Here is a 22,589-nt window from a genome sequence, read left to right on the forward strand (position 1 = left end):
GCCTGAAAGGAAGAGGTTTTACAGTGAATATGAACAGATCTATAGCTTTTGTCATTCACAATCTTGTTTTATATGAAACGATTAAGCCTTTAATTGAGGAATGTGAAAAAAAGCAGATCGTTTGTGATATTTATGTCCCTCACATTGAAGAAGATGATTGGGGAGACATGTCCTTAGATACCTATCATTATTTGCAGAACAACGGTATAAAAGTGACTCTAACAAGCGCTGTACCTGACAAAGCATATAAAATAGCCTTCTATCCCTACCTCCCCTATTATTTGGAAGTTAAGTCCGATTATAAGTTCAGATATCAGTATGGAATGGCTAAACCAAACTGGAATTTAGATACATGGAGTCGGAATTTCGATTTCATTTTTTGTAATGGGCTATATGATTCCTCGGTTCTGGCAGCCTACACTCAGACTGAGATCGTAGGCATGATTAAATATGCTAAATTTCAAAGAATGAAGCGCGAAACGGATAAATATAATTTGCTTTATTTGCCTACGTATGGAAATGAGTCGTCTATTGAGCTTGTAATGAACCATATTGAAGAAATTTCAGATACCTTTAATATGAAGGTAAAATTGCACCATGGCACTTCTTTTTTGGAGCATGATCGGGTTAGTCTAGTTAAGTCTCATGTTCCTGAAGTGCTTGATCACAAGGCTTCTCTTGTTCATTTAATAGAAGAAGCGGATGTAATATTGTCTGACGGCTCTGGGGCTATATTTGATGCGCTGTTTACGGATACTCCAATTGTAATATTCCAGCATCCCCAAACAGAATCGTTCGAGGGGATTCTACCTTTGGAAGAACAAATAGTTCAGCAAAACATTGTTCCTTTTGTGAGCGATAACGACAATATTAAGCAAACTTTACTTAATGCAATCTTAGATGAACAACTAATACAACAAAGAAGGAAATTTACTTTAGAGATGTTTCCGGTCAAAGGAAGAGAGACGATAGATAAGTGTATGGATGTAATTAATAGATTTTTACAAGATGACGTAGACCAGGCTTATAGAGCAGGGCATACACGTCTAAAAAATGAATTTAATGAATTACAAACTCATAATCAAAATCAAAGCCAAGAAATAGAACAGCAAAAACAACGCATAGCTGAGCATACGGATCAGATTAACACATTGATTCAAACGCGTGATCATCAGGAAAATGTAATAAACAGCATGTCAGCAGATATTAGATCTCTGTCTGAAAAGAAAGATGAATTAGAACAACAGTACGCTCAACTCACACAGGATTATAATGATGAAAAAAACAACTTGGATATTTTAAACCATCAATATAGACAACTATTTGGTCAATATAATGAACTGAACACCCAGTTCAGTGAGTTGCAAGAATATAATGGAAGACTGTCCACGGAGCTTCATAATATTTATAACTCTAAAAGGTGGAAAATGGCGAATAAACTTAAACATATTTTACACAAGTCCAAAATGATATATGTTCTTAAGGGATATAGAGTATGGAAAAACTATGGCACCACGATCTTACTAAAAAAGATTAAATCTAAAGTGTCGCATAAGCTTAAACGGACTAACGCAGGGGATCATCCTGTTGATCTGCGCAAAGATGAAGGAAACTACAATCAGTTATTAACTTGGTACGAGTATAAATTTTATAATTATAAAGTAGCCAAAGACAATTCGTTTTCCCTGGAACTTGATAAGTTCGAGACTGCATTTGAGAAAGATCTTATATCGATCGTTCTTCCTGTATATAACGGTGAGGATTATGTATCGAAAGCTATTGATAGTATTCTGCAGCAATCTTATAAGTATTTTGAACTCATTATTATTAACGATGGTTCAAAAGATAAAACGGCAGAAATTATTGATGCGTATGCCAAAGCAGATCATCGTATTAGGGTAGTCCATCAGGAAAATCGTAAAATACCAAGAACATTATCCAGAGGTTTTAAACTAGCTAAGGGTGAGTACCATACTTGGACCAGTGCAGATAACATTCTTCCTGAACATTTCTTGGAGAAGATGGTCGCTGATCTTAAACGTGATGAAAATATTGGTATGGTATATGCGAACATGAGGTTAATTGACTCGGACGGCCAAGTAATTTCCAACCATGGCTGGTATGAAGAACCACAGTTCAGTGGCAATGTTATGCTGCCTAAATCCGCATTGGAGCTAAATGTATATCCTAACAATACGATTGGTGCGGCCTTTATGTATAGGGCCAAGGTGACTCACTTATTAGGTGACTACTCTAGTTATAAGCATACCCTTGAAGATTATGATTATTGGATGAGAGTGAACTCCTTATTTGAGCTCAAACATGTGACGTTCGATGAGCCTATATATGATTATCGCTGGCATGATAAATCATTGACCGCTTCAGATCAAGAACTCGGCATCACATCTAACAGATATAAACTCATGGTACTTGATGATTTTAGAAGGGATTTTTATCTGACCCCATTAGTTTGGATCATTGAGGGAGACGCAGCTGAAGTTAGTGATTTTAAGAAATATGTTCTGGCTAAGGGCCATACCGTGGTTGGAAGAGATGAACTAAATACGATTATTGGCCTTAATTTGGCAACGCCTATTTGCTATTTATATATTAAAACAGGCGAAGTCCATAATTTTGAATTTATGGATTCTAATGCTTCATCGTCTATGTATGCACTGCTTATAGATAAATCAGAGCATACCACAGATAAATTTATAGCTGACTATCCTTGGGATCTGAAAATAAAGGATAAAATGAATGGTGAGACGGATAGCAACTATGACTTTTTTGCACAGGAGACCGAAGTTCTGTTCTCTCTTATAAATACCAAGGTTAAAAACGATCACTTATATCGCATTGAGGCGGTAATTGAAAGTGAACCCGTCTATAAAAAGGAACTATCTGTTATTATTTGCACTTACCAGCGGAGTGAGAAACTTTCCAATGCAATTAAATCAGTGATAGAACAGTCGTTGGATAAAGCGAGCTATGAAATCATTGTTGTCAATAATGATTATCAGAATGATGAGATTCATCATCTGGTTCGTGAGTTCAGAGCAACCTATAATATTGATGATTCCTTCATGCGATATATGGAGGCACCGTTAAAAGGCCTTTCCTTTGCACGTAATGTTGGTTTATTTGGAGCAGAGGGTGAAGTCATACTCTATATTGATGATGATGCTATCGCGAACTCCAACTTGCTTGAAGAGACCGTCAGAGGCTTCTCAGATCGTCCGGATATCGGAGTTATGGGTGGGAATATTATACTCAATTTACACGAGGAACGGCCTGAGGTGGTTAAACCAGGTACTGAAGCCTACTGGAGTCAGCTTATTGTGGAAGGCGAAGAAATTATTGATTCTAATTTTCAGTGGGAGTTTCCTTATGGAGCCAACTTTGCGGTTAGACATGCTGCACTAATGCGAATTGGGGGCTTTAGAAGCGCTTATGGGCGTAAAGGAAACAATTACGCTGGAGGAGAAGAAATTGTTGTATCTTTTGCTATGAGAGAAATCGGTTATAAGGTTGGTCTTAATCCGAAGATGAAAGTCATTCATGATGTGGACACCTCCCGATATACGGTTGAGCATGTTAGAAAGACAATGCGAAATAGCATTTTAACCAATTACCAATTGCAAAAGGATCTGTATGCGCCAATGGAATCGGATATTGAGGCAGATAAGAATCACCTTGAAATTGTTAAAGCTGAATTAGACCATTTGCAGAAGATGCCGGCTAAAAATCAGGATGTTGAAATTGATATCTTGTATAAACAGTACACAATCGAAGCATATGAAGAGCTGATACAAATGAAGGAAAATGATATGAATACGCGAAGACAGCTGGCAGGAGCGTATAGATAATTAATAAAACTTTAAAGGCGCCTCTTTTATAAAAATAAGGGGCGCCTTTATTAGTATGGAGCGGTTAAATTGAAAATTTTATATTTCTCTCCAATCTATTGGGATGATTTAAAACAACGTCCGCAACATTTGGCTGAAGAGTTTGCTAAGCTCCCGGGGGTTCACATTACCTTTGTAGAACCATCCATTAGCATACTTAATAGTATTGCAAGGCAGAACTCAGATTATAAACAAAGAAAACAAACTATTAATGATAGTCTTCAAATATTCAGGCCGTCAGGCAGTCTGAGATTACCTAGAAGCTTTGAAGGCTTAGACATATTTCATATGAATCAATGGTTTGAAAAGAAACAATTAAAGGATTTGGTTTCCAGTTCAGATATCATTTGGTTGGGGAGCCCGGTTTTTTATCCTCTTATTAAACAAAATAAGAAGAAGATTATATTTGATCGTATGGACGACTATGTATTTCTAACTAACAATGCATTGATGAAGAAGTTACTCAAAAAGTGGGAACTTGAATTACTTGCCAAGGCGGATCTTGTTATATCTACGAGCAATGATTTGCATAAGCATTCTCTATCATTGAATAAACAATCTTATTTAGTGAAAAATGCTGTGGATACAGCTATACTAAACATAAATGTAAATAGCTTGGTTGCCAGTGACTTGAGACGATTAAAGCATGAGGGCTACCATATTTTTGGCTATGTAGGAGCGATTGACCACTGGTTTGACGTGGAAGCGGTTAAGGCAATTACAGAATTTGATGAGAAGTTTGTTGTATGTTTGGTTGGGAGAAATAACCTGAACTATAATTTTGAGCAGCATAGTGGGGTTAGATACTATAACCCAGTTCCCAAATCAGAAATTGGTGCGATTATTGATGTTTTTGATGTTTGTTTATATCCCTTTTCAAGGAATTCAGATAGAATTGATACGATTAATCCAGTCAAAGTTTATGAGTATCTTAGTCTGAATAAAGTGACTTTAGCTGTGCAGAGTGAAGAAACTAAATTATTAGATCAGAAAGGGGTCTATCTATATCGTAGTTTAGAAGAAATAAGGGAGTATCTGGCGAGTGTAGACACCCTGCAACGGCCTTTTAATAATCAGGAGCAACTGGAAAACTTCATAGTCCACAACAATTGGGAAGCTCGTGCAAAAACCATTATGGAGCTACTATAAAAGAGCTTTAATAGGAGGAAGTTAGATATGAAAGGGATTATATTAGCTGGAGGGACTGGCTCTAGATTATACCCGCTTACTAAAGTTACAAACAAACATTTGCTGCCGATTGGTAAATATCCAATGATTTATTACTCTATTGACAAGCTAAAAAAGGCGAATATAAACGATATTTTGATCGTTACTGGAAAGGAACATATGGGAGATGTAGTTAATCTCTTAGGAAGTGGAGTCGACCTTGGAGTTACACTGACTTACAAAGTACAAGATGAAGCCGGTGGGATTGCACAGGCTTTGCTTTTAGCTGAGCACTTTGTTGGTAATGACAAGATGGTTGTAATTTTGGGGGATAACGTTTTTAAAGATGATATAACCTCATTCGTTGAAAAATTCAAGCTTCAAGAATTGGGAGCGAAATTGCTACTTCATAAAGTTCCTGATGCTAATCGCTATGGAGTACCAGAATTACAAGGCGATAACATTGTAAATATTGAAGAAAAGCCTAAGAACCCTAAGAGTGATTATGCAGTTACGGGCATTTATATGTTTAACCATTCAGTGTTTGATATTATCAAGACTTTGACCCCTTCAGCAAGAGGAGAATATGAAATCACAGATGTGAATAACGCTTATATTCAACAAAACCAACTTACATTTGATATTTTAGAAAATTGGTGGACTGATGCGGGAACACATGCTTCATTGATGCTTGCTAACAAATTAGTGAGTGAAATGGATTATGAACTATTTTCTTAGGATGATCGCAGGACTAAAGAATCCGCAGATAACAATGACATAAAGAAAGTGAGACTTTATAAATGCAAATTGTGCATGCTCCAGCTAGAATAAAGTGGGTAGATGTTTTAAAGGGACTGACAATTATTTTTTTAGTCTTCTCACATTTGGTGCCTCATGGTTTTAAAGGGAATGAGTTGATGGATAAAAGCTTTATAATAGGGTATTTTTATTCCTTCCATATGCCTCTTTTCTTTTTTGCTTCTGGGTTTACCTCTAATTTTCAGAAGTATAAATTTAGTAGTTTTTTGTGGTCTAAAATCAAAACAATCCTTTTACCATATACGACTCTTTATATATGTTCCTTATTGTATTTTGGTTGGATGCATTGGATGGGGATTGTCGGAACACTTGATCCAATGGTTGTTATTGAAACTTTTTTATATGCAGATGGGAATCACTTGGGTATTCTTAATATGTCTCTTTGGTTCCTACCTTGTCTTTTCTTGGCCCAAATTATTTCGTACTTAGTTTTGAAGATTTCCTCAAAGAAAAGTTATATGTATGTATTTTGGATATTGCTCACCATTCTAGGGGCATTTTTAAGTAAGCTTGATACACATGCACTTCCCTGGTCATTTGGCACGTCCATTAATGCAGCTTCCTTGATCATTTGTGGTTATTTATTTAAAATGAATGAACAATTTTTTATTGAAAAAATCAAAATTAATAAACCATACATTGCTTATGCTGGTGGCTTCCTGGGTCTTGTGTTATTTTTAATAAATGACAAGCCAGGCATGTCAGGAAATTACTATGGGCATAATTATATATTATTTTACCTATCAGTACTGAGCAGTCTAGTATTCTATATTTACTTATCTAAAAAAATTGAGTCATCTAACTTGTTGTCCTATTTTGGTAAAAATTCTCTGGTTATATTTGGTCTTCATGGGTTAATACTTAGCTTCTGGGAGAATGTGAATTTTTACGAGATGTTTTCTGTTAAAACAAATATGTATTTAGATGGAATTTCATTTGTTGTTATCTCTACCTTGCTTGTCTTCTTAAGTTGTGTACTTTTCATTGAAATATTTAATAGATTCTTACCATTCCTGATTGGCAAAAAATTTAGTTTTGGTAATTCTAAAATAACTACAATTCCCAATAAAAATGTTTAATGATTAACTAAAAAAAGCCCCCGATTTTTATTCGAGGGCTTTTTTTATGCGTCGGACATCTGGATTGAATTAGAAAAGATCGGGATTATCAGGGTATATTTTTCTGAATTGTGAACGTATAAGCTCAACTTTTTCTTTTGTGATGGATGATGTCTTTTTCAAGACGATGGCTTCTACGTTATTATCAAGAGTATAGCTTTTTAAAGGTTTAAAATTATTTTTAAGAGATCCGTTCATGACCTCTTCTGCGAGTATACCTACAACCTTTTGACCACTTTCACCTAAATGGTATTGTGTAGGTAATGCGATCACAACATAATCAGACTCAAAAAACGACACTGGAAAGCCATCTCTTAAATCCACATGGTGAGTCAGATTCATAAACGGAAGAGCATTGCTATTGTCAGGCATTTCGATCTGTCTAAGTATGTCATCATTAAGAATTCCAGAGCTCGATAGGACATATACTTTATGGTGCTCTGATGAAATTTCCTTAAGATCAGCCGTCATTTGCTTCAAAACAGGTATATCTGTTCTTACTCTAGGTGTTTGTTTAAAGTCACTGAATAAAGAAGAGAAGTAGGTAACAGGCCGTGCATTTGTATTCGTAAAGGTTACTAAGAAATTACAAAGCACTAAATAAGCCAGAATAACTAAGCCAACACTTTTTGCATATTTTATCTTGGACAAATAGTTTAGAATGAGAATAACGCCACTAATAAATAGAATTAACACATTCACTGTAAGCAGATAATAATGCTGAGAAGCTAAGCTTTGGATTCTTGTAAAAAGAAAGTACGTAATGAATAAGTTCGTAACTAAAAAGATTGATATATACCTTGTTTTACTAATGAATAACAAGCCTATGCAACCAACAAGAGCTATGATGAAAATGAAGGCTCCGTAATGATAAAATAAATTCTGCAAGTTACTTAAGACGTCACCAAAATAATAAGCTGAGTAGGCGTTCTTAAAGTTATTGGTCAGAGCTCTTTGAATAAATTCATTGAAGAATATGACAAGAAACAATGCGCTTGAAGCCCCTATAATGAAAAAATTTAAGATAACCTGTAAGAGCTGCTTAAAGCGAAAATCTTTTTCTAGAATCCATTTGAATATAAAGGCGATACCGATCGACCCAAAAAAAGATACGATCCAGAATCCATACCATCGTCTTGTGAATGTTAGTAATACCAGGCAAGCAGCTAAAAGTAAAATCGCTTTTACATTTAAGCGTTCAAAATCATTATTAAATAAGATAACTAAGGACAAGCCGATAAAAATAAGTCCTATAGAATCCAGGTATCCACCCAACATAGGAGCTATCATAATTGGGAAAGTAAATGTAAGTGCAAAGATGATAAGAACGTTCAATTTTGTGTTTAGCTGGATTTGATCAGCAATCTTGATACATAATAAGAATAGTATCAAACAAGAAGGATACAAGAAGCAGGTATAGATTGCTAACACATAGCTCATGTAGCTTGTACCTAAGAACTTTAAGGGTAAAGCGAGAAAGACTGTTGGGAACACGGAATAATCGTCTCTTAAAATACTTGCATAGATTTGTTTAGATGCTGCTATAAAATCTGTACTTAAGAGGTTATTAAATTGTATGGAAGTATTCCAATAGGCTGAAAAGTCCCAATAATAAATGAAATGTTCCCTTTGGAGGAAAGCGTAAATGAATATAATCCCAACGAGATAGCCGCCAAAAGCTAGGTATTGCACCATTATTTCTTTCTTTGCATATGTTAAGATACCACTGATGTGTAAAATGTATATAGCACCTATGACAAACGACTGAGCAATATTTAGACTGAATAATATGGAAATATAGTAAGAATCAATTTTAAACAATATGAGAAGCGGGATAAGTAGCCACATCAAAATCAAATAGGACCAAACAAAATTTTTATTAACTCTCGATAAATTCAAAAGCATATTCCCTCCCAAAATAGTGTGCTTATTAATTTTATAGTAATCATAAATGAAAGTATATACAGAAGATGTTGGAGGTTTCGTGAATGATAATAAAGGAAGTACTTGCAGGTGTAAAAATCATTGAACCCGTGATCCATGGTGATCACCGTGGTTTTTTTATGGAAAGCTATAATGAACAAATTATGAAGCAGCATGGAATCAATCATGTTTTTATTCAGGATAATCAGTCCTTATCGGCAGAAGCTGGCGTGATCCGAGGGCTGCATTACCAGCTTAACCCCAAAGCCCAGACCAAACTCATTCGAGTGCTCTCTGGAGCCATCTATGATGTTATTGTGGATATTCGCAAAAGTTCTCTAACATTCGGTCAATGGGTCGGGGTAATCTTAAGCGAGCATAATAGACGTCAGTTACTGGTGCCTAAAGGGTTCGCTCATGGGTTCTGTACGCTTGTTCCAAATACTCAAGTGCTGTATAAGGTAGACGAGTATTACTCACCCGAAAATGATCGGGGAATTCTGTGGAATGACCCTGCGCTGGGGATTGATTGGCCAACTTCTCATGCTATTCTTTCAGAGAAGGATCAGAAGCATCCGACATTAAGGGATGCAGACATTAACTTTGATTAGAGTGATAATAGGCGGCTATTTTGTCGTTCTGTTTCAAAATAACATGTTAAAGGTATTTAAGCACGTTTGAGGAGGTATTTATGAAACTTCTTGTCACCGGCGGTGCCGGATTCATTGGCAGTAACTTTGTATTGTATATGTTAAAGCAGCATCCAGATTATGAAATCGTGAATGTGGACGCACTCACCTATGCAGGCAACTTAGAAAATTTGAAATCCATTGAAGATCATCCCAAACATTCCTTTGTGAAAGCAGATATTACTGATGCACAAGTGATGGATCAGCTGATGCAGCAGGGAATTGATGTGGTGGTGAATTTTGCGGCAGAGTCGCATGTGGATCGGAGTATTTTGGAGCCAGAAGTGTTTGTGAAAACAAACGTATTGGGTACACAGGTGTTACTGGATGCCGCCAAGAAATATAATGTGACCAAATTTGTGCAGGTATCGACAGATGAAGTATACGGTTCACTGGGTGAAACCGGATTGTTCACAGAGGAAACTCCGTTGCAGCCTAATAGTCCCTATTCTGCTTCCAAGGCAGGCGGTGATCTGTTAGTTCGTGCATATCATGAAACCTTCGGTTTGCCAGTGAATATCACACGTTGTTCTAATAATTACGGTCCATATCAATTCCCAGAAAAACTGATTCCGTTAATGATCTCACGTGCATTGAGCGATCAACAGTTACCTGTGTACGGGGATGGCTTGAACATTCGCGATTGGTTGTATGTAGAGGATCACTGCAGCGCTATTGACCTGGTCATTCATCAGGGCAAGCTGGGTGAAGTATACAATATCGGGGGGAATAACGAGCGGACGAATGTGCATATCGTCAAAACGGTATTGGAGGAGCTAGGCAAGCCAGAATCTCTAATCTCGTATGTGCAGGATCGTCCGGGTCATGACCGCCGTTACGGTATTGATCCGACCAAAACCATGAACGAGCTGGGCTGGAAGCCCAAGCACTCTTTTGAGACCGGCATTAAAGAAACGATTCGCTGGTACTTGGACAACGAGGAGTGGTGGACTCGCATTCAATCTGGCGAATATCAGCAATATTATACCAAGCAGTATGGTTCCCGCTTAGGGGATGTGTAAAATGAGAATATTGGTTACTGGAGCATCTGGTCAACTCGGCAAGGATGTGGTAAAGGTCTTCCAAGAGCAAGGACATGATGTTGTTGGCTACGATCGGGACCAGCTGGATATTACGGATTTGGACCAGGTGATGAAAATAGTAGGGCAATATCAGCCAGAAGCGGTAATCCACTGTGCAGCGTATACAGCGGTGGATGCGGCGGAGACTGATCTTGATACAGCTTATCAAGTAAATGCGGCAGGAACACGTAATATGGTATTGGCTGCGGAAAAAGTAGGAGCTAAACTGGTGTATATTAGTACAGATTATGTATTTGATGGAACCGCTGAGCAGCCCTATCACGAATATGATAATACGAATCCACAGAGTATCTATGGGAAGTCCAAACGGGCGGGAGAGGTGCTAACCGAGACACTTTGCTCTAGGTACTTTATTGTTCGTACGTCATGGGTGTATGGGCTGTACGGGAACAATTTCGTTAAAACCATGTTGAAGCTTGGACAAGAGAAGCCGCAGCTTCAGGTGGTAAATGATCAGAAGGGTTCACCTACCTATACGGTGGATTTGGCACATTTTTTGGCGGAATTGATTCAAACGGAGAAGTATGGCGTATATCATGCATCCAATAGCGGTTCTTGCACCTGGTACGAGTTCACACAAGCTATTTTGCAGGATGCCGCAGAGCTATATGCTGTGAAAATCACTGCAAAATTAGAGCCATGCAGCACAGAGCAGTTTCCCAGACCCGCAGCGCGTCCACGTAATTCCGTGATGGAGCATATTGCAATCCGGACCAACGGATTCCACGATTTACAGGATTGGCGCAAGGGATTGCGTGACTTTTTGCAGGAGTATTTTGATAAATCTGAATAATTAAAACTGTATCATAGCTATCAAAAATCTCCCATCATTTCAGGATTGGGAGATTTTATTATATTTAAGACTATGTTGATTAAGGGTGATGAGCATTATAATGTATAGGTAGGTGGAATGTACATGTCCCCGTAGCCCATATTTTCAAAGAAGGAGGGCATTATTCTGAACAGACCTAACGTACAAGTTTTATTGTCTACATATAATGGAGCAGCTTACTTAGATGAGCAGGTAGAAAGTCTCATCAATCAAAAAGACGTAGAAGTACAGATTCTAATCCGTGATGATGGCTCAACAGATGATACGATAGCCAAGTTGATTACATTGGAGCAACGTTATCCCAAACAGATTAGGTTATGCCCAGAGAGTAATGTAGGTGTTATTGCGAGTTTTTTTGATCTGATTCAAAGATCGTCCGAGACATTCGACTATTACGCCTTTTGCGATCAGGATGATGTATGGATGCCGAACAAGCTTGCTCGGGCTGTAGCTCAGCTCAGGGAAAAGGATGAGAGCCAGCCGCTGATGTATTGTTCTGCTACCCAAATGGTCTCTCAAAACTTGGAGCCACTCAAGGTATGGCCAGCTGATATTCCCAAACCTTTATCCTTATATAATGCTCTCATCGAGAATGTGTGTGTAGGCTGTACCATGGTGTTCAATAAACAAACACTCCAACTCGTGAGGAAGAAAATTCCGGCTACCTTAAACAATGTTATTATGCATGACTGGTGGATTTACTTATGTACCGCTTCTTTTGGTGAGGTTGTTTTTGATCCCGAGCCGTCCATTTGGTATCGCCAACATCAAAACAATGTGTTGGGAGGTTCAACAGATGGTTTGGTTAGCAAGTGGAGGAAGAGACTAAGTAGATTTGTGAAAGGAAAAAATCGATATATTTTAAGTAAGCAGGCCCGGCAATTTGTTCAACTATATGGACAAGACATGCCTTCTCAATTGTACAGAGATGTGGATCAATTCCTGGATAGCTACCAAAAGGGTGTGCTTTCTCGTATGAAATATATTGGGCAGTCTCCATTTTACAGGCAGTCACGGTTGGACAACTGGATTTATAAGTTAATTTTTATACTGGGGAAATTATAGGGGCTGGGAAGAAAAATATTGAAACTTTTTTCCATATAAGAGCGTCAAATAATCAAAGGTGCAAATGAATGCTAGATAAAAACCCATCGAATGCGTGTTCCTTTTTGGAAATATATAGTATAATTGAAACGTGCAACCGATAGAGCTGACAAGGGCGGTCGGCTAACTCTCCCGAGGAGGGGGGTGAAGCCTGTGACAGTGTTTGAGGCGCTCAGTTTAATGCTGACGTTCGGGGCGTTAATCGTCACACTGTTAGAGTTTAACAAACGAAAATAGACCGCCCCCGCAAGGAAGGGTCTATTTTCGGCCTAATTGTTCCAAAACCGTCCGCTCTTGGAGCGTTGGTTGCGCGGGGCTGGCTGGCACCAGCCCTTTTTCCATGTATATCTTACCACGATGAAATTTAGACCTCAACCGAGGATTTTACAAAAATCTAATAATCGACTTCCGATGAACAATATATAGATCCAAATGGTTTCGTTTGTCTATATTTGCACTTTGGAGCGACTGGAATCGAATTTTGCGAAATTCTACTAACTATGCAAGGTTACAAGTTATGTGCTTTTTTGCGCCCCGTGGTCTGCACGGTATGCTATAATAGGCGATAGTAGAATAGATTACTGAATTTGTCAGGAGCGTTTTAAATATGGATGTAAGCATACTGGTCGTCAACTATAATACATGTCAATTGACGCTGGATTGTTTGCAGTCGGTGTATGCGTCAAAGACGCAGTACCGATATGAAGTGATTGTTATCGATAATCACTCCAGTGACGGGTCTGTTGAGGCTATTCGTGCTGCATACCCGGAAATTATGTTGATAGCCAATCAGGATAATACAGGGTTTGCCAAGGCGAACAACCAGGGCATGGAAGTAGCTAGCGGGCGTTATGTATTGCTGTTGAACTCCGATACGTTGGTGCAGCCGGATACGCTGGATACAATGATTCAATTTATGGATACACATCCGGAGATGGGGGCATCGGGTTGTAAGGTCATCCTGCCGGATGGCTCGCTAGATAAGGCTTGTAAGCGAGGGTTTCCAACGCCGTCGGCGTCTTTTTACTATGCTTTCGGCTGGTCGAAGCGTTACCCGGATAACCCAAAGTACAACCAATATCAGCTTGGGCATCTAAGCCCAGATGATGAGTATCCTGTGGATGTACTGGTTGGGGCTTTTATGCTGGTGCGTCGGGAGACGATTGACCAGGTCGGCGGATTGGACGAAACCTTTTTTATGTATGGTGAGGACATAGACTGGTGTTACCGGATTAAACAAGCTGGTTGGGGCATTTACTACTACCCACGCACATATATTATTCATATCAAAGGAGGCAGTGCTCGCCGTCGCCCTTTGAAAATTATTTATGAGTTTCATAGAGCGATGTGGGTATTTCATCGTAAGCATTATAAGCAGCAATACAGCTGGATCACCAACATGGCTGTATATGCGGGAATTACGGTGAAGTTTGGAATGGCTTTTCTAAAAAATAAGTTGTCTGCACCGGTTAAGCCGGACGGCGGAGAACAATCTCATACTGAGGTGAAAGCATGATACGCAGAAATCAGCGTTTTTTAACCCAATTATATATTGTGGCGGATTTCGCGGTCATTCAGTTATCCTTTCTGATCGCTTGGTTTTTTAAATTTGAAAGTGAATGGATCACTTATAAAGAGCCACTTCCTATTCAAGTATATGGAGGGTGGAGCTTAATATACGGTCTAATTGCCGTAGTGCTGGGGATGTTATTCTCACTCTATTCACCAAAACGAAAAAAACGGTTTGCAGATGACGTGTTTCGTGTCACACAGATTCATATTGTTGGCCTGTTTGTGCTGTTGAGTGTGATGTTCTTCGTGAAGCAAATCGACATTTCGCGGTCTTATCTGGCGATCTATATGATTGGTAATGTACTGATTATTTTGTTTTATCGATATTTTTTGAAGCAAGTTCTTAAAGTCCTCCGTCAAAAAGGATACAATAAGCAATTCATGCTCATACTTGGAGCGGGTTCTTTGGGCCAACGATTTTATCATAATCTTGGACAGTATCCTGATTTAGGCTATGAAGTAGTGGGATTTCTAGATGATAAACGGCATTGGAGTGAAGAGGAAGAGGCACATTTTCGCCCGATTCTTGGAGGATTAGATCAGTTGGAGGCAACGCTGTCGCGCCTGATGATTGATGAGGTCATTCTGGCGCTGCCGCTGGATGCTCATGATAAGTATCCCAAGATTATCAACATGTGTGAAAAGGCTGGAGTGCGCACGCTTATTATTCCCGATTTCTTTGATTATTTGCCGGCACGACCTTACTTTGACAACTTTGCAGGTATGCCGATGATTAATGTACGGGATATTCCACTGGATGTAGCAGGGAATCGATTGTTTAAGCGTCTGTTCGATATTTTATTTTCTTTATTTGCGATTATTCTGACCTCTCCGATTATGCTGGCTGTGGCGATTGGTGTGAAGGTCACGTCGAGAGGCCCCATTATTTTTAAGCAGGAGCGAGTAGGCTTGAACCGTCGCACCTTCCGGATGTACAAATTTCGCTCCATGAAGGTACTGCCGCCTGGAACTGAAGATACGGGCTGGACGACTGCTAATGACCCAAGACGCACACGTTTTGGTACGTTTATTCGTAAAACAAGCCTCGACGAGCTGCCACAGTTTTTCAACGTACTGTTGGGTGATATGAGCGTCGTTGGCCCACGTCCGGAACGGCCCTATTATGTGGATCAGTTCCGTGAGGAAATTCCAAAATACATGGTGAAGCATCATGTTCGTCCTGGAATTACAGGCTGGGCACAGAGTAACGGCTTGCGCGGAGATACATCTATTGAGGAACGGATTAAGCATGACATCTTCTATATTGAGAACTGGTCGCTCTTATTCGATATTAAAATTATTTTTCGCACGATTCGCAATGGTTTCAAAAACGCATATTAATCCAGAGTCACCCTTCGGCTTAGTCGGAGGGTGTTTTTGTGTCTATATAGCTGATTTTTTAGTTCAGCTGATATAGGGCTGTTTTGAGTAGGTGTATGTAGGGTATTGACCTGTACGAAAAGGATGTGACACCCTATGAAACGAGTGATTGCTGCAGTTATTCTTTTAATGATAATCGGTACATTTTTACTGGCTTACAAAGGACAATCTACAGAAGAACATACTGGCTTTACCACACACCGTGTGATTTCCCATGCCATGGGAGCCGTTGATGGTTTGGCCTATACCAATGCGCGTGAAGCGTTTGTGGAAAATTATAAAAAAGGCAGCCGTGTATTCGAGGTCGACCTGATGTTTACTTCGGATGGACATTTGGTGGCCCGCCATGAATGGACAGAATCCTTTACCAAACAAATGCAACAGGAATACGCAGTTGCTACAGAGCAGGGCGGAAAGCCTTGGAGCTATCATCAATTTAAAAACACCCCCATACACGGTTCTTATACTCCACTAGATTGGAAGGATGTATTGGATTTATTGGAAAACTACCCAGATGCCTATATTGTGACCGATACGAAAGAGCAGGACCCTGCCCAAATCAAACAGTTATTTGCACAACTGACCCATCAGGCCCAGGAGAAGAATCCCGAACTTCTGTCTCGTATTGTCCCTCAAATTTATAATGAAGAAATGTTGCAAACGTTGCGGAGTATCTATCCTTATACATCCATCATTTATACGCTATATGCTACAGAAGACACGGATGACCAGATCATTCAATTTGTCCAACAGCATGATATTACAGCAGTAACTTTACCAGAAAATCGCGTGAGTGGTGCCCTAGTGGAAAGTTTGCGTCAGGCAGGGGCAGTGTGCTACGTAAATACGATTAACGAGTTGCAGGACGCCACTGAGTACGAACAGATGGGTGTAAGAGGTTTTTATACTGACGTTTTAACGGAAAAAGAACTTCGTAGACGCAGTTGGTTGTATGCGCTGAGACCATGAGCTGTCTGAACTCGGTGTTCCCATTTGATACGAACATTGACACCTTTTAAGCACTGTCATAGACTTAGCATAGAACGCTTTTGGATATTGGAATTCGGCTCGTCTGGATGATGACAAAAGCAATGGATGCTGGAGGAATGTGTGTTGGCAGATTCAATTCAATCATGGAGGCATGTATTTAAGCTTGATCCCGACAAGGAACTGAAAGATGAGGCGCTTGATGCCGTGTGTATGTCTGGTACGGACGCCATTATGGTGGGAGGTTCATCAGGCGTAACCTATGAAAATACGGTGGATTTGCTGTCGCGGGTTCGGCGTTATGAGGTGCCGTGTGTGCTTGAGGTATCCGATCTGGAAGCTGTGGTGCCGGGGTTTGATCTATATATGATTCCCATGGTGCTGAATACCGCTGACAGTAATTGGATTATGGGGCAGCACCAACGTGCGATTGAGCAATTTGGTTATATGATCCCTTGGGATTTGCTTGTGACGGAAGGATATATTGTTTTGAACGGTGATTCCACCGTCGCTAAGCTTACTGGTGCGGAAACTTCGCTGAGTGCTTCTGCTGCCGCTTCATATGCACAGATTGCTGACAAGCTTATGCATCTACCGATTGTATATGTGGAATATAGCGGTGTCTTTGGAGATATGGAACTGGTACAACAAATACATCGCGGTACGGAGCGATCTCGTGTCTTATACGGAGGAGGGATCGTGGATAAATCTACCGCGTTACAAGCAGCAGCTGTTTGTGACACCATTGTAGTAGGAAACATTATTTATCGTGACTTGGCGAAAGCACTGGAGACAGTAGTTGTGAAGGATAGAGCGTGAATTTTATGAAAGTTTAGGGGAAGGAGCATGTACGCATGCAATCAATAGATATACACGAGGCGGTAGCTCGCCTTAATCAGCCTCAGCGTCAGGCCGTGGAGGCGGTAGATGGTCCGTTGCTGATTATGGCTGGCGCGGGCAGTGGTAAGACACGGGTGCTTACGCACCGAATAGCTTACCTCATCGCAACCCGCAAAACGGCCCCATGGGGGATTTTGGCGATTACCTTTACGAACAAGGCTGCGCGTGAAATGCAGGATCGCGTATCCAAGCTGATTGGCCCGCAGGGGAAAGATGTGTGGGTATCCACCTTTCACTCCATGTGTGTGCGTATTTTACGCCGCGATATCGAGCGAATCGGATTTACCTCCAATTTCAGCATCTTGGATTCTACGGATCAATTGTCTGTCATTCGGAGCTGTATGAAGGACCTGAATATAGATACCAAAAAGTTTGAACCCAAAGCGGTTCAGTCTATGATGAGTACGGCTAAAAATGAACTGGTCACACCCGAAATGTATGAGCGCAAGATTGGCGATTATTTTGAAGGAATTGTGGCGAAGGTATATACCAAGTACCAACAACGGCTCAGAAACAACAACTCTCTTGATTTTGATGATTTGATTATGGCAACGATTCAGCTCTTTAAAGAAGTGCCCGAGGTACTTGATTTCTACCAGAAGAAATTTCAATACATTCATGTTGATGAATATCAGGATACTAACCGTGCGCAGTATATGCTGTGCAAAATGCTGGCTGACAAGCATCATCGGCTATGTGTTGTAGGTGATAGCGACCAATCCATCTATCGGTGGCGGGGTGCGGATATTAGCAACATTTTGAACTTTGAAGAGGATTACCCGGAAGCACGCACGATTTTGCTGGAGCAGAACTATCGCTCAACTTCAAATATTCTTAATGCAGCTAACGAAGTCATTGGCCAAAACACAGGCCGCAAGCCAAAAAAACTATGGACCGACAAAGAAGGCGGCGCCAAGATTAAGGTTTATCGTGCTGACTCCGAACATGACGAAGGCTATTTTATCGCCTCAGAAATTCATAAGAATATTAAGGCGGGCAAAACCTATAGCCATCATGCCATTTTGTACCGTACGAATGCTCAGTCCCGGGTGGTCGAGGAAATTTTGATCAAATCGGATATTCCTTACCAAATCGTGGGCGGAATCAAGTTCTATGATCGTAAAGAGATTAAGGATTTGCTGGCGTATCTTCGCCTACTGTCCAATCCTGACGACGATATCAGCTTGATCCGAATCATTAATGTACCGAAACGAAGCATCGGCGACACAACGGTCGGCAAATTGCAGGCAGCTGCAGCGGAACGTGGCGTTTCAATTTTCCGTGTACTTCAAGTGGTAGATGACTTAGGCTTTGCTGGACGCACGCGCAATGCGCTTGTAGAGTTTTACGATATGATCGAGGGTTTAAGTCGGATGGTGGATTATCTGTCAGTTACTGAGTTGACCGAAAAAATGCTGGAAACCACCCAATATCGATTGGAACTACAAAATGAGAATACTCTCGAGTCACGCTCGCGTTTGGAGAATATTGATGAGTTTCTGTCGGTAACTATGGAATTTGAAAAAGGGACGGAAGACAAGTCGCTTGTCTCCTTCCTGACCGATCTTGCTCTCATTGCCGATATTGATTCCATGAATGACGATGAAGAGGAGCAGAGTGATGCGGTTGTATTAATGACCATGCATAGCGCCAAAGGACTGGAGTTTCCTATCGTATTTATCGTTGGTATGGAGGAAGGGGTATTCCCTCACAGCAGGGCCTTTTTGGATAATGAAGAGCTGGAGGAAGAGCGTAGATTGGCGTATGTCGGGATTACCCGTGCTGAGGAGCAGTTGTTCCTCACATGCGCTCAGATGCGCACTCTGTTTGGACGTACCACAGCTAACCCGCCTTCCCGCTTTCTCGAAGAGATTCCGGATGAGTTAAAAGAGGATACGGTCATCAAGCGTGATCGTTACCGTCGTTCAGGCAATGTAGGCGGATCTTATGGTGGTCGCGGACTGGGCAAAAGCAGTGGCAGCAACTTTGGTGGAGAGCGCTCGTTTGATACGATGAGCCGTAGTGGCTCGTCTGCCTCCGCGTCGCCCCGCGTAACAGTGACCACTTCCTCGCCCGCAAAACCAACTTCGACTGCTTCGACAGGAGGTCCATCCATTTTTGCTGCCGGAGACAAGGTACAGCATGGCAAATGGGGAATTGGAACCATTGTAGCTGTAAAAGGGACGGGCAATGATATGGAACTTCAGATTGCTTTCCCTGCTCCGGTAGGGGTTAAGCGACTGTTGGCTGGATTTGCGCCGATTACAAAAGTAGAGTAAATCTCAAATCTCAAATTTCATTAAATCTCGAACCTCATAGGGCAGCTTGGCTTAGGTCTCTGCCCTAATGAAGTTCCCGGAGGGATACGCCTGCATGAACCCAATGCACAGGATGGAGCAGCTTGTTGCTGAACTGAACACATATAACTATCACTACTATACATTGGATGACCCCCAGATCAGCGACAAAGAATATGATGTGCTTTATGACGAACTGGTAGCGCTTGAACAAACAAGCGGTCTTGTTCTGCCAGATTCGCCAACACAGCGTGTGGGCGGGGAGATACTCAAGGGCTTCACACCGCATCGCCACCTCGCTCCATTATGGAGCCTTGATAAAGCTCAGAATATGGAGCAGCTGCGTGCATGGAACGCGCGTGTCGTGAAGCTGGTCAATGATTACAATACCAAGAACCCGGAGCAACCCTTGCCATCTCCAGGCTATGCGATAGAACTAAAATTTGATGGACTGACGCTGAACCTGACGTACACGGATGGACAACTGGTGCAGGCTTCTACCCGTGGTAATGGTGTGGTAGGTGAGGGGATACTGGCACAGGTCAAGACGATTAAATCCGTGCCACTTACAATTCCTTTTCGAAATGGAACAATTGAGGTGCAGGGAGAAGGAATCATGAATCTTTCTGTACTGTCCAAATATAATGAGACTGCCGCGGACCCACTTAAAAATGCACGCAACGCCGCAGCTGGTGCTTTGCGCAACTTGAATCCCAAAGTGACAGCAGAACGCCGACTGAATGCATTTTTCTATAATGTAGGCTATGCGGACCGTATTCAGTTTAACAGCCACCAGGAGATGATGACCTTCCTGCGTGAAAATCATTTCAAGGTAAACCCATACCTAACTTACTTTGATAATTTTGATGATGTAATGGAGCAGTTAATTGAGATTGAAGAATCCCGTGCCGGTTTGGATTATCTTATTGATGGGGCAGTATTGAAAATTACAGATATGCGCACACGTGAGATTCTCGGATATACCGATAAATTCCCACGCTGGGCGGTGGCATATAAGTTCGAAGCAGAGGAAACGACTACGGTGCTTAACTCGGTCGAGTGGAATGTAGGAAGAACCGGGAAGATCACTCCACTGGCTAGGGTAGAACCGGTAGAGCTGGCGGGAGTCACTGTACAAAATTGTACGCTGAACAATGCTGGTGATATCGAGCGTAAGAACCTGAAGTTTGCCTTGGGGGCGCGTGTGTTTATTCGTCGCTCAAACGATGTTATTCCTGAGATTTTGGGAAAAGTAACATCTGAGAACGATGGGGAGGAAATTGTTGTTCCAGAGCATTGTCCAGCTTGTGGATTTCCGTTGCAGCAGCGAGGCGCCCATTTATTTTGTGACAATAAGCTAGGTTGTAAACCACAAATTGTGGCCCGCATTTCCCATTTTGCATCACGTGATGCCATGGACATTGAGACGTTCAGTGACAAAACAGCTATCCAACTGCATGATGAACTGGGAGTTCGTGAACCTGCGGATCTGTATACTCTGCAATATGATGATCTTGTGAAGTTGGAGCGGTTTGGTGAGAAAAAGGCCAATAACCTCTTGGCGGCACTTGAAAAGAGTAAGGAGAGAGATTTGGCCTCTTTCCTTTATGCTCTGGGCATACCGAATACCGGTAAAGCGACGACACGCATGTTGGCTGAACACTATCGTGATTTGCACAAGACGATGTCCGCTACGGTGGATGAACTGATAGAACTGCCGGATGTAGGTGGGATTGTAGCTGAAAGCATTGTTGCATTCTTTGCCGATCCGTTTACTCAAGCAGGGATTGAGAAGATGCTGTCTCTAGGGGTAAAAGCTCAGGCTCCCGAAGCTCCACAGGTGAAAAAGACAGACAGCTTTTTCAGTGGCAAAACGGTTGTGCTTACAGGTACCTTGCATCAGCTTACGCGTGATGAAGCTGCGTCAAGGCTGGAGGCGCTGGGAGCCAAAGTTGCCGGATCTGTATCGAAAAAGACGGATCTAGTCATAGCTGGTGAAAAGGCTGGGAGCAAGCTGGCTAAGGCACAACAGCTCGGAATCGACACCATAGAAGATGAGGATGAATTCATCAGACTGTTAGAACAAGAATAATAGTTTTTATAATGAGGGCAGTCATTCCGTTCCAGAGCGGAGTGGCTGCCTTATTATCTGTTATATAGTAAAGAACAAGAGTATAAAAAAGTGCTTGCTAAATAACTTTAGGCATGATATATTATTAGACGTTGCTTTGAGAATAGCATTTCTTGAAGCGAGGTTGTTGAAAAGATAATCAAAAAAAGATTTGACAAGTAAGCAACTAACATGGTATGATCTAATTCCTGACTCGTTACACAAACGAAGACAGACAAGTTCTTTGAAAACTGAACAAATGGATGATGAAATAAAGATTACTTCTTTTATAAAGAAGAATCGCTAGCTTTAAAAATGAGCTAATCGCTCTTTCTATAAACCAACTTCGGTTGGTCTTTAATGGAGAGTTTGATCCTGGCTCAGGACGAACGCTGGCGGCGTGCCTAATACATGCAAGTCGAGCGGGATTATTTAGAAGCTTGCTTCTAAATAATCTAGCGGCGGACGGGTGAGTAACACGTAGGCAACCTGCCCACAAGACAGGGATAACTACCGGAAACGGTAGCTAATACCCGATACATCCTTTTCCTGCATGGGAGAAGGAGGAAAGGCGGAGCAATCTGTCACTTGTGGATGGGCCTGCGGCGCATTAGCTAGTTGGTGGGGTAAAGGCCTACCAAGCGACGATGCGTAGCCGACCTGAGAGGTGATCGGCCACACTG

The 22,589-nt window shown here is 41.1% G+C and carries 16 protein-coding genes and 1 rRNA gene; 16 read left to right on the forward strand and 1 reads right to left on the reverse strand.

All coding sequences use genetic code 11. The features are described 5' to 3' along the window. Window positions 1-29 precede the first annotated feature (29 nt). From C400_RS0114730 to C400_RS0114745, 4 genes are all read left to right on the forward strand, one after another. Window positions 30-3,866: a glycosyltransferase gene (locus C400_RS0114730; RefSeq protein WP_231124975.1), complete on the forward strand. Its 3,837-nt coding sequence runs from the start codon at window positions 30-32 to the stop codon at window positions 3,864-3,866. Between the two features lie 69 nt (window positions 3,867-3,935). Then, the gene (locus tag C400_RS0114735) at window positions 3,936-5,054 is read left to right on the forward strand and encodes a hypothetical protein (protein ID WP_017427439.1); all 1,119 of its coding nucleotides are present in this window, start codon (window positions 3,936-3,938) and stop codon (window positions 5,052-5,054) included. A 27-nt stretch (window positions 5,055-5,081) separates the two neighbouring features. Further along, entirely contained in the window at window positions 5,082-5,810 is a 729-nt protein-coding gene (locus C400_RS0114740) for a sugar phosphate nucleotidyltransferase (protein WP_017427440.1), read from the forward strand. A gap of 62 nt (window positions 5,811-5,872) precedes the next feature. Beyond that, a complete protein-coding gene (locus C400_RS0114745; RefSeq protein ID WP_017427441.1) occupies window positions 5,873-6,970 on the forward strand; it encodes an acyltransferase family protein in 1,098 nt (365 codons plus the stop codon). 69 nt (window positions 6,971-7,039) lie between these two features. Here the strand turns inward: C400_RS0114745 and C400_RS0114750 are convergent, their stop codons facing one another. Beyond that, a complete protein-coding gene (locus tag C400_RS0114750; protein WP_232795376.1) occupies window positions 7,040-8,830 on the reverse strand; it encodes a hypothetical protein in 1,791 nt (596 codons plus the stop codon). Window positions 8,831-8,997: 167 nt separating this feature from the next. On the opposite strand from C400_RS0114750, the gene rfbC reads away from it, so the two are divergent. The 12 genes from rfbC to C400_RS0114805 form a co-directional block, all read left to right on the forward strand. Beyond that, window positions 8,998-9,543: a dTDP-4-dehydrorhamnose 3,5-epimerase gene (gene rfbC / locus C400_RS0114755; protein ID WP_017427443.1), complete on the forward strand. Its 546-nt coding sequence runs from the start codon at window positions 8,998-9,000 to the stop codon at window positions 9,541-9,543. An 80-nt stretch (window positions 9,544-9,623) separates the two neighbouring features. Next, window positions 9,624-10,643, forward strand: coding sequence for a dTDP-glucose 4,6-dehydratase (gene rfbB, locus C400_RS0114760; RefSeq protein WP_017427444.1), 1,020 nt, complete (start codon window positions 9,624-9,626; stop codon window positions 10,641-10,643). A gap of 1 nt (window position 10,644) precedes the next feature. Beyond that, window positions 10,645-11,517: a dTDP-4-dehydrorhamnose reductase gene (gene rfbD, locus C400_RS0114765; protein WP_017427445.1), complete on the forward strand. Its 873-nt coding sequence runs from the start codon at window positions 10,645-10,647 to the stop codon at window positions 11,515-11,517. 159 nt (window positions 11,518-11,676) lie between these two features. Then, the gene (locus C400_RS0114770; RefSeq protein WP_128574140.1) at window positions 11,677-12,621 is read left to right on the forward strand and encodes a glycosyltransferase family 2 protein; all 945 of its coding nucleotides are present in this window, start codon (window positions 11,677-11,679) and stop codon (window positions 12,619-12,621) included. Between the two features lie 198 nt (window positions 12,622-12,819). Further along, complete coding sequence (locus C400_RS28725; RefSeq protein WP_354005523.1) at window positions 12,820-12,897, forward strand: putative holin-like toxin; 78 nt, start codon at window positions 12,820-12,822, stop codon at window positions 12,895-12,897. 370 nt (window positions 12,898-13,267) lie between these two features. Next, the gene (locus C400_RS0114775) at window positions 13,268-14,176 is read left to right on the forward strand and encodes a glycosyltransferase family 2 protein (RefSeq protein WP_017427447.1); all 909 of its coding nucleotides are present in this window, start codon (window positions 13,268-13,270) and stop codon (window positions 14,174-14,176) included. Further along, entirely contained in the window at window positions 14,173-15,573 is a 1,401-nt protein-coding gene (locus tag C400_RS0114780; protein ID WP_016822991.1) for an undecaprenyl-phosphate glucose phosphotransferase, read from the forward strand. The genes C400_RS0114775 and C400_RS0114780 overlap by 4 nt, the downstream gene beginning before the upstream one ends. 135 nt (window positions 15,574-15,708) lie before the next feature. Then, window positions 15,709-16,581: a phosphatidylinositol-specific phospholipase C/glycerophosphodiester phosphodiesterase family protein gene (locus tag C400_RS0114785; RefSeq protein ID WP_017427448.1), complete on the forward strand. Its 873-nt coding sequence runs from the start codon at window positions 15,709-15,711 to the stop codon at window positions 16,579-16,581. A 126-nt stretch (window positions 16,582-16,707) separates the two neighbouring features. After that, entirely contained in the window at window positions 16,708-17,418 is a 711-nt protein-coding gene (locus tag C400_RS0114790) for a heptaprenylglyceryl phosphate synthase (RefSeq protein ID WP_038978185.1), read from the forward strand. A gap of 35 nt (window positions 17,419-17,453) precedes the next feature. Further along, window positions 17,454-19,778 carry a DNA helicase PcrA gene (gene pcrA / locus C400_RS0114795; protein ID WP_017427450.1) on the forward strand — a complete coding sequence of 775 codons (2,325 nt, stop codon included), beginning with the start codon at window positions 17,454-17,456 and terminating at the stop codon, window positions 19,776-19,778. Window positions 19,779-19,872: 94 nt separating this feature from the next. Next, entirely contained in the window at window positions 19,873-21,888 is a 2,016-nt protein-coding gene (ligA, locus tag C400_RS0114800) for an NAD-dependent DNA ligase LigA (RefSeq protein ID WP_017427451.1), read from the forward strand. A 375-nt stretch (window positions 21,889-22,263) separates the two neighbouring features. Next, window positions 22,264-22,589, forward strand: a 16S ribosomal RNA gene (locus C400_RS0114805); the annotation flags it as partial.

The sequence above is a fragment of the Paenibacillus sp. ICGEB2008 genome (genome assembly GCF_000307675.1).
GTDB lineage: Bacteria > Bacillota > Bacilli > Paenibacillales > Paenibacillaceae > Paenibacillus > Paenibacillus polymyxa.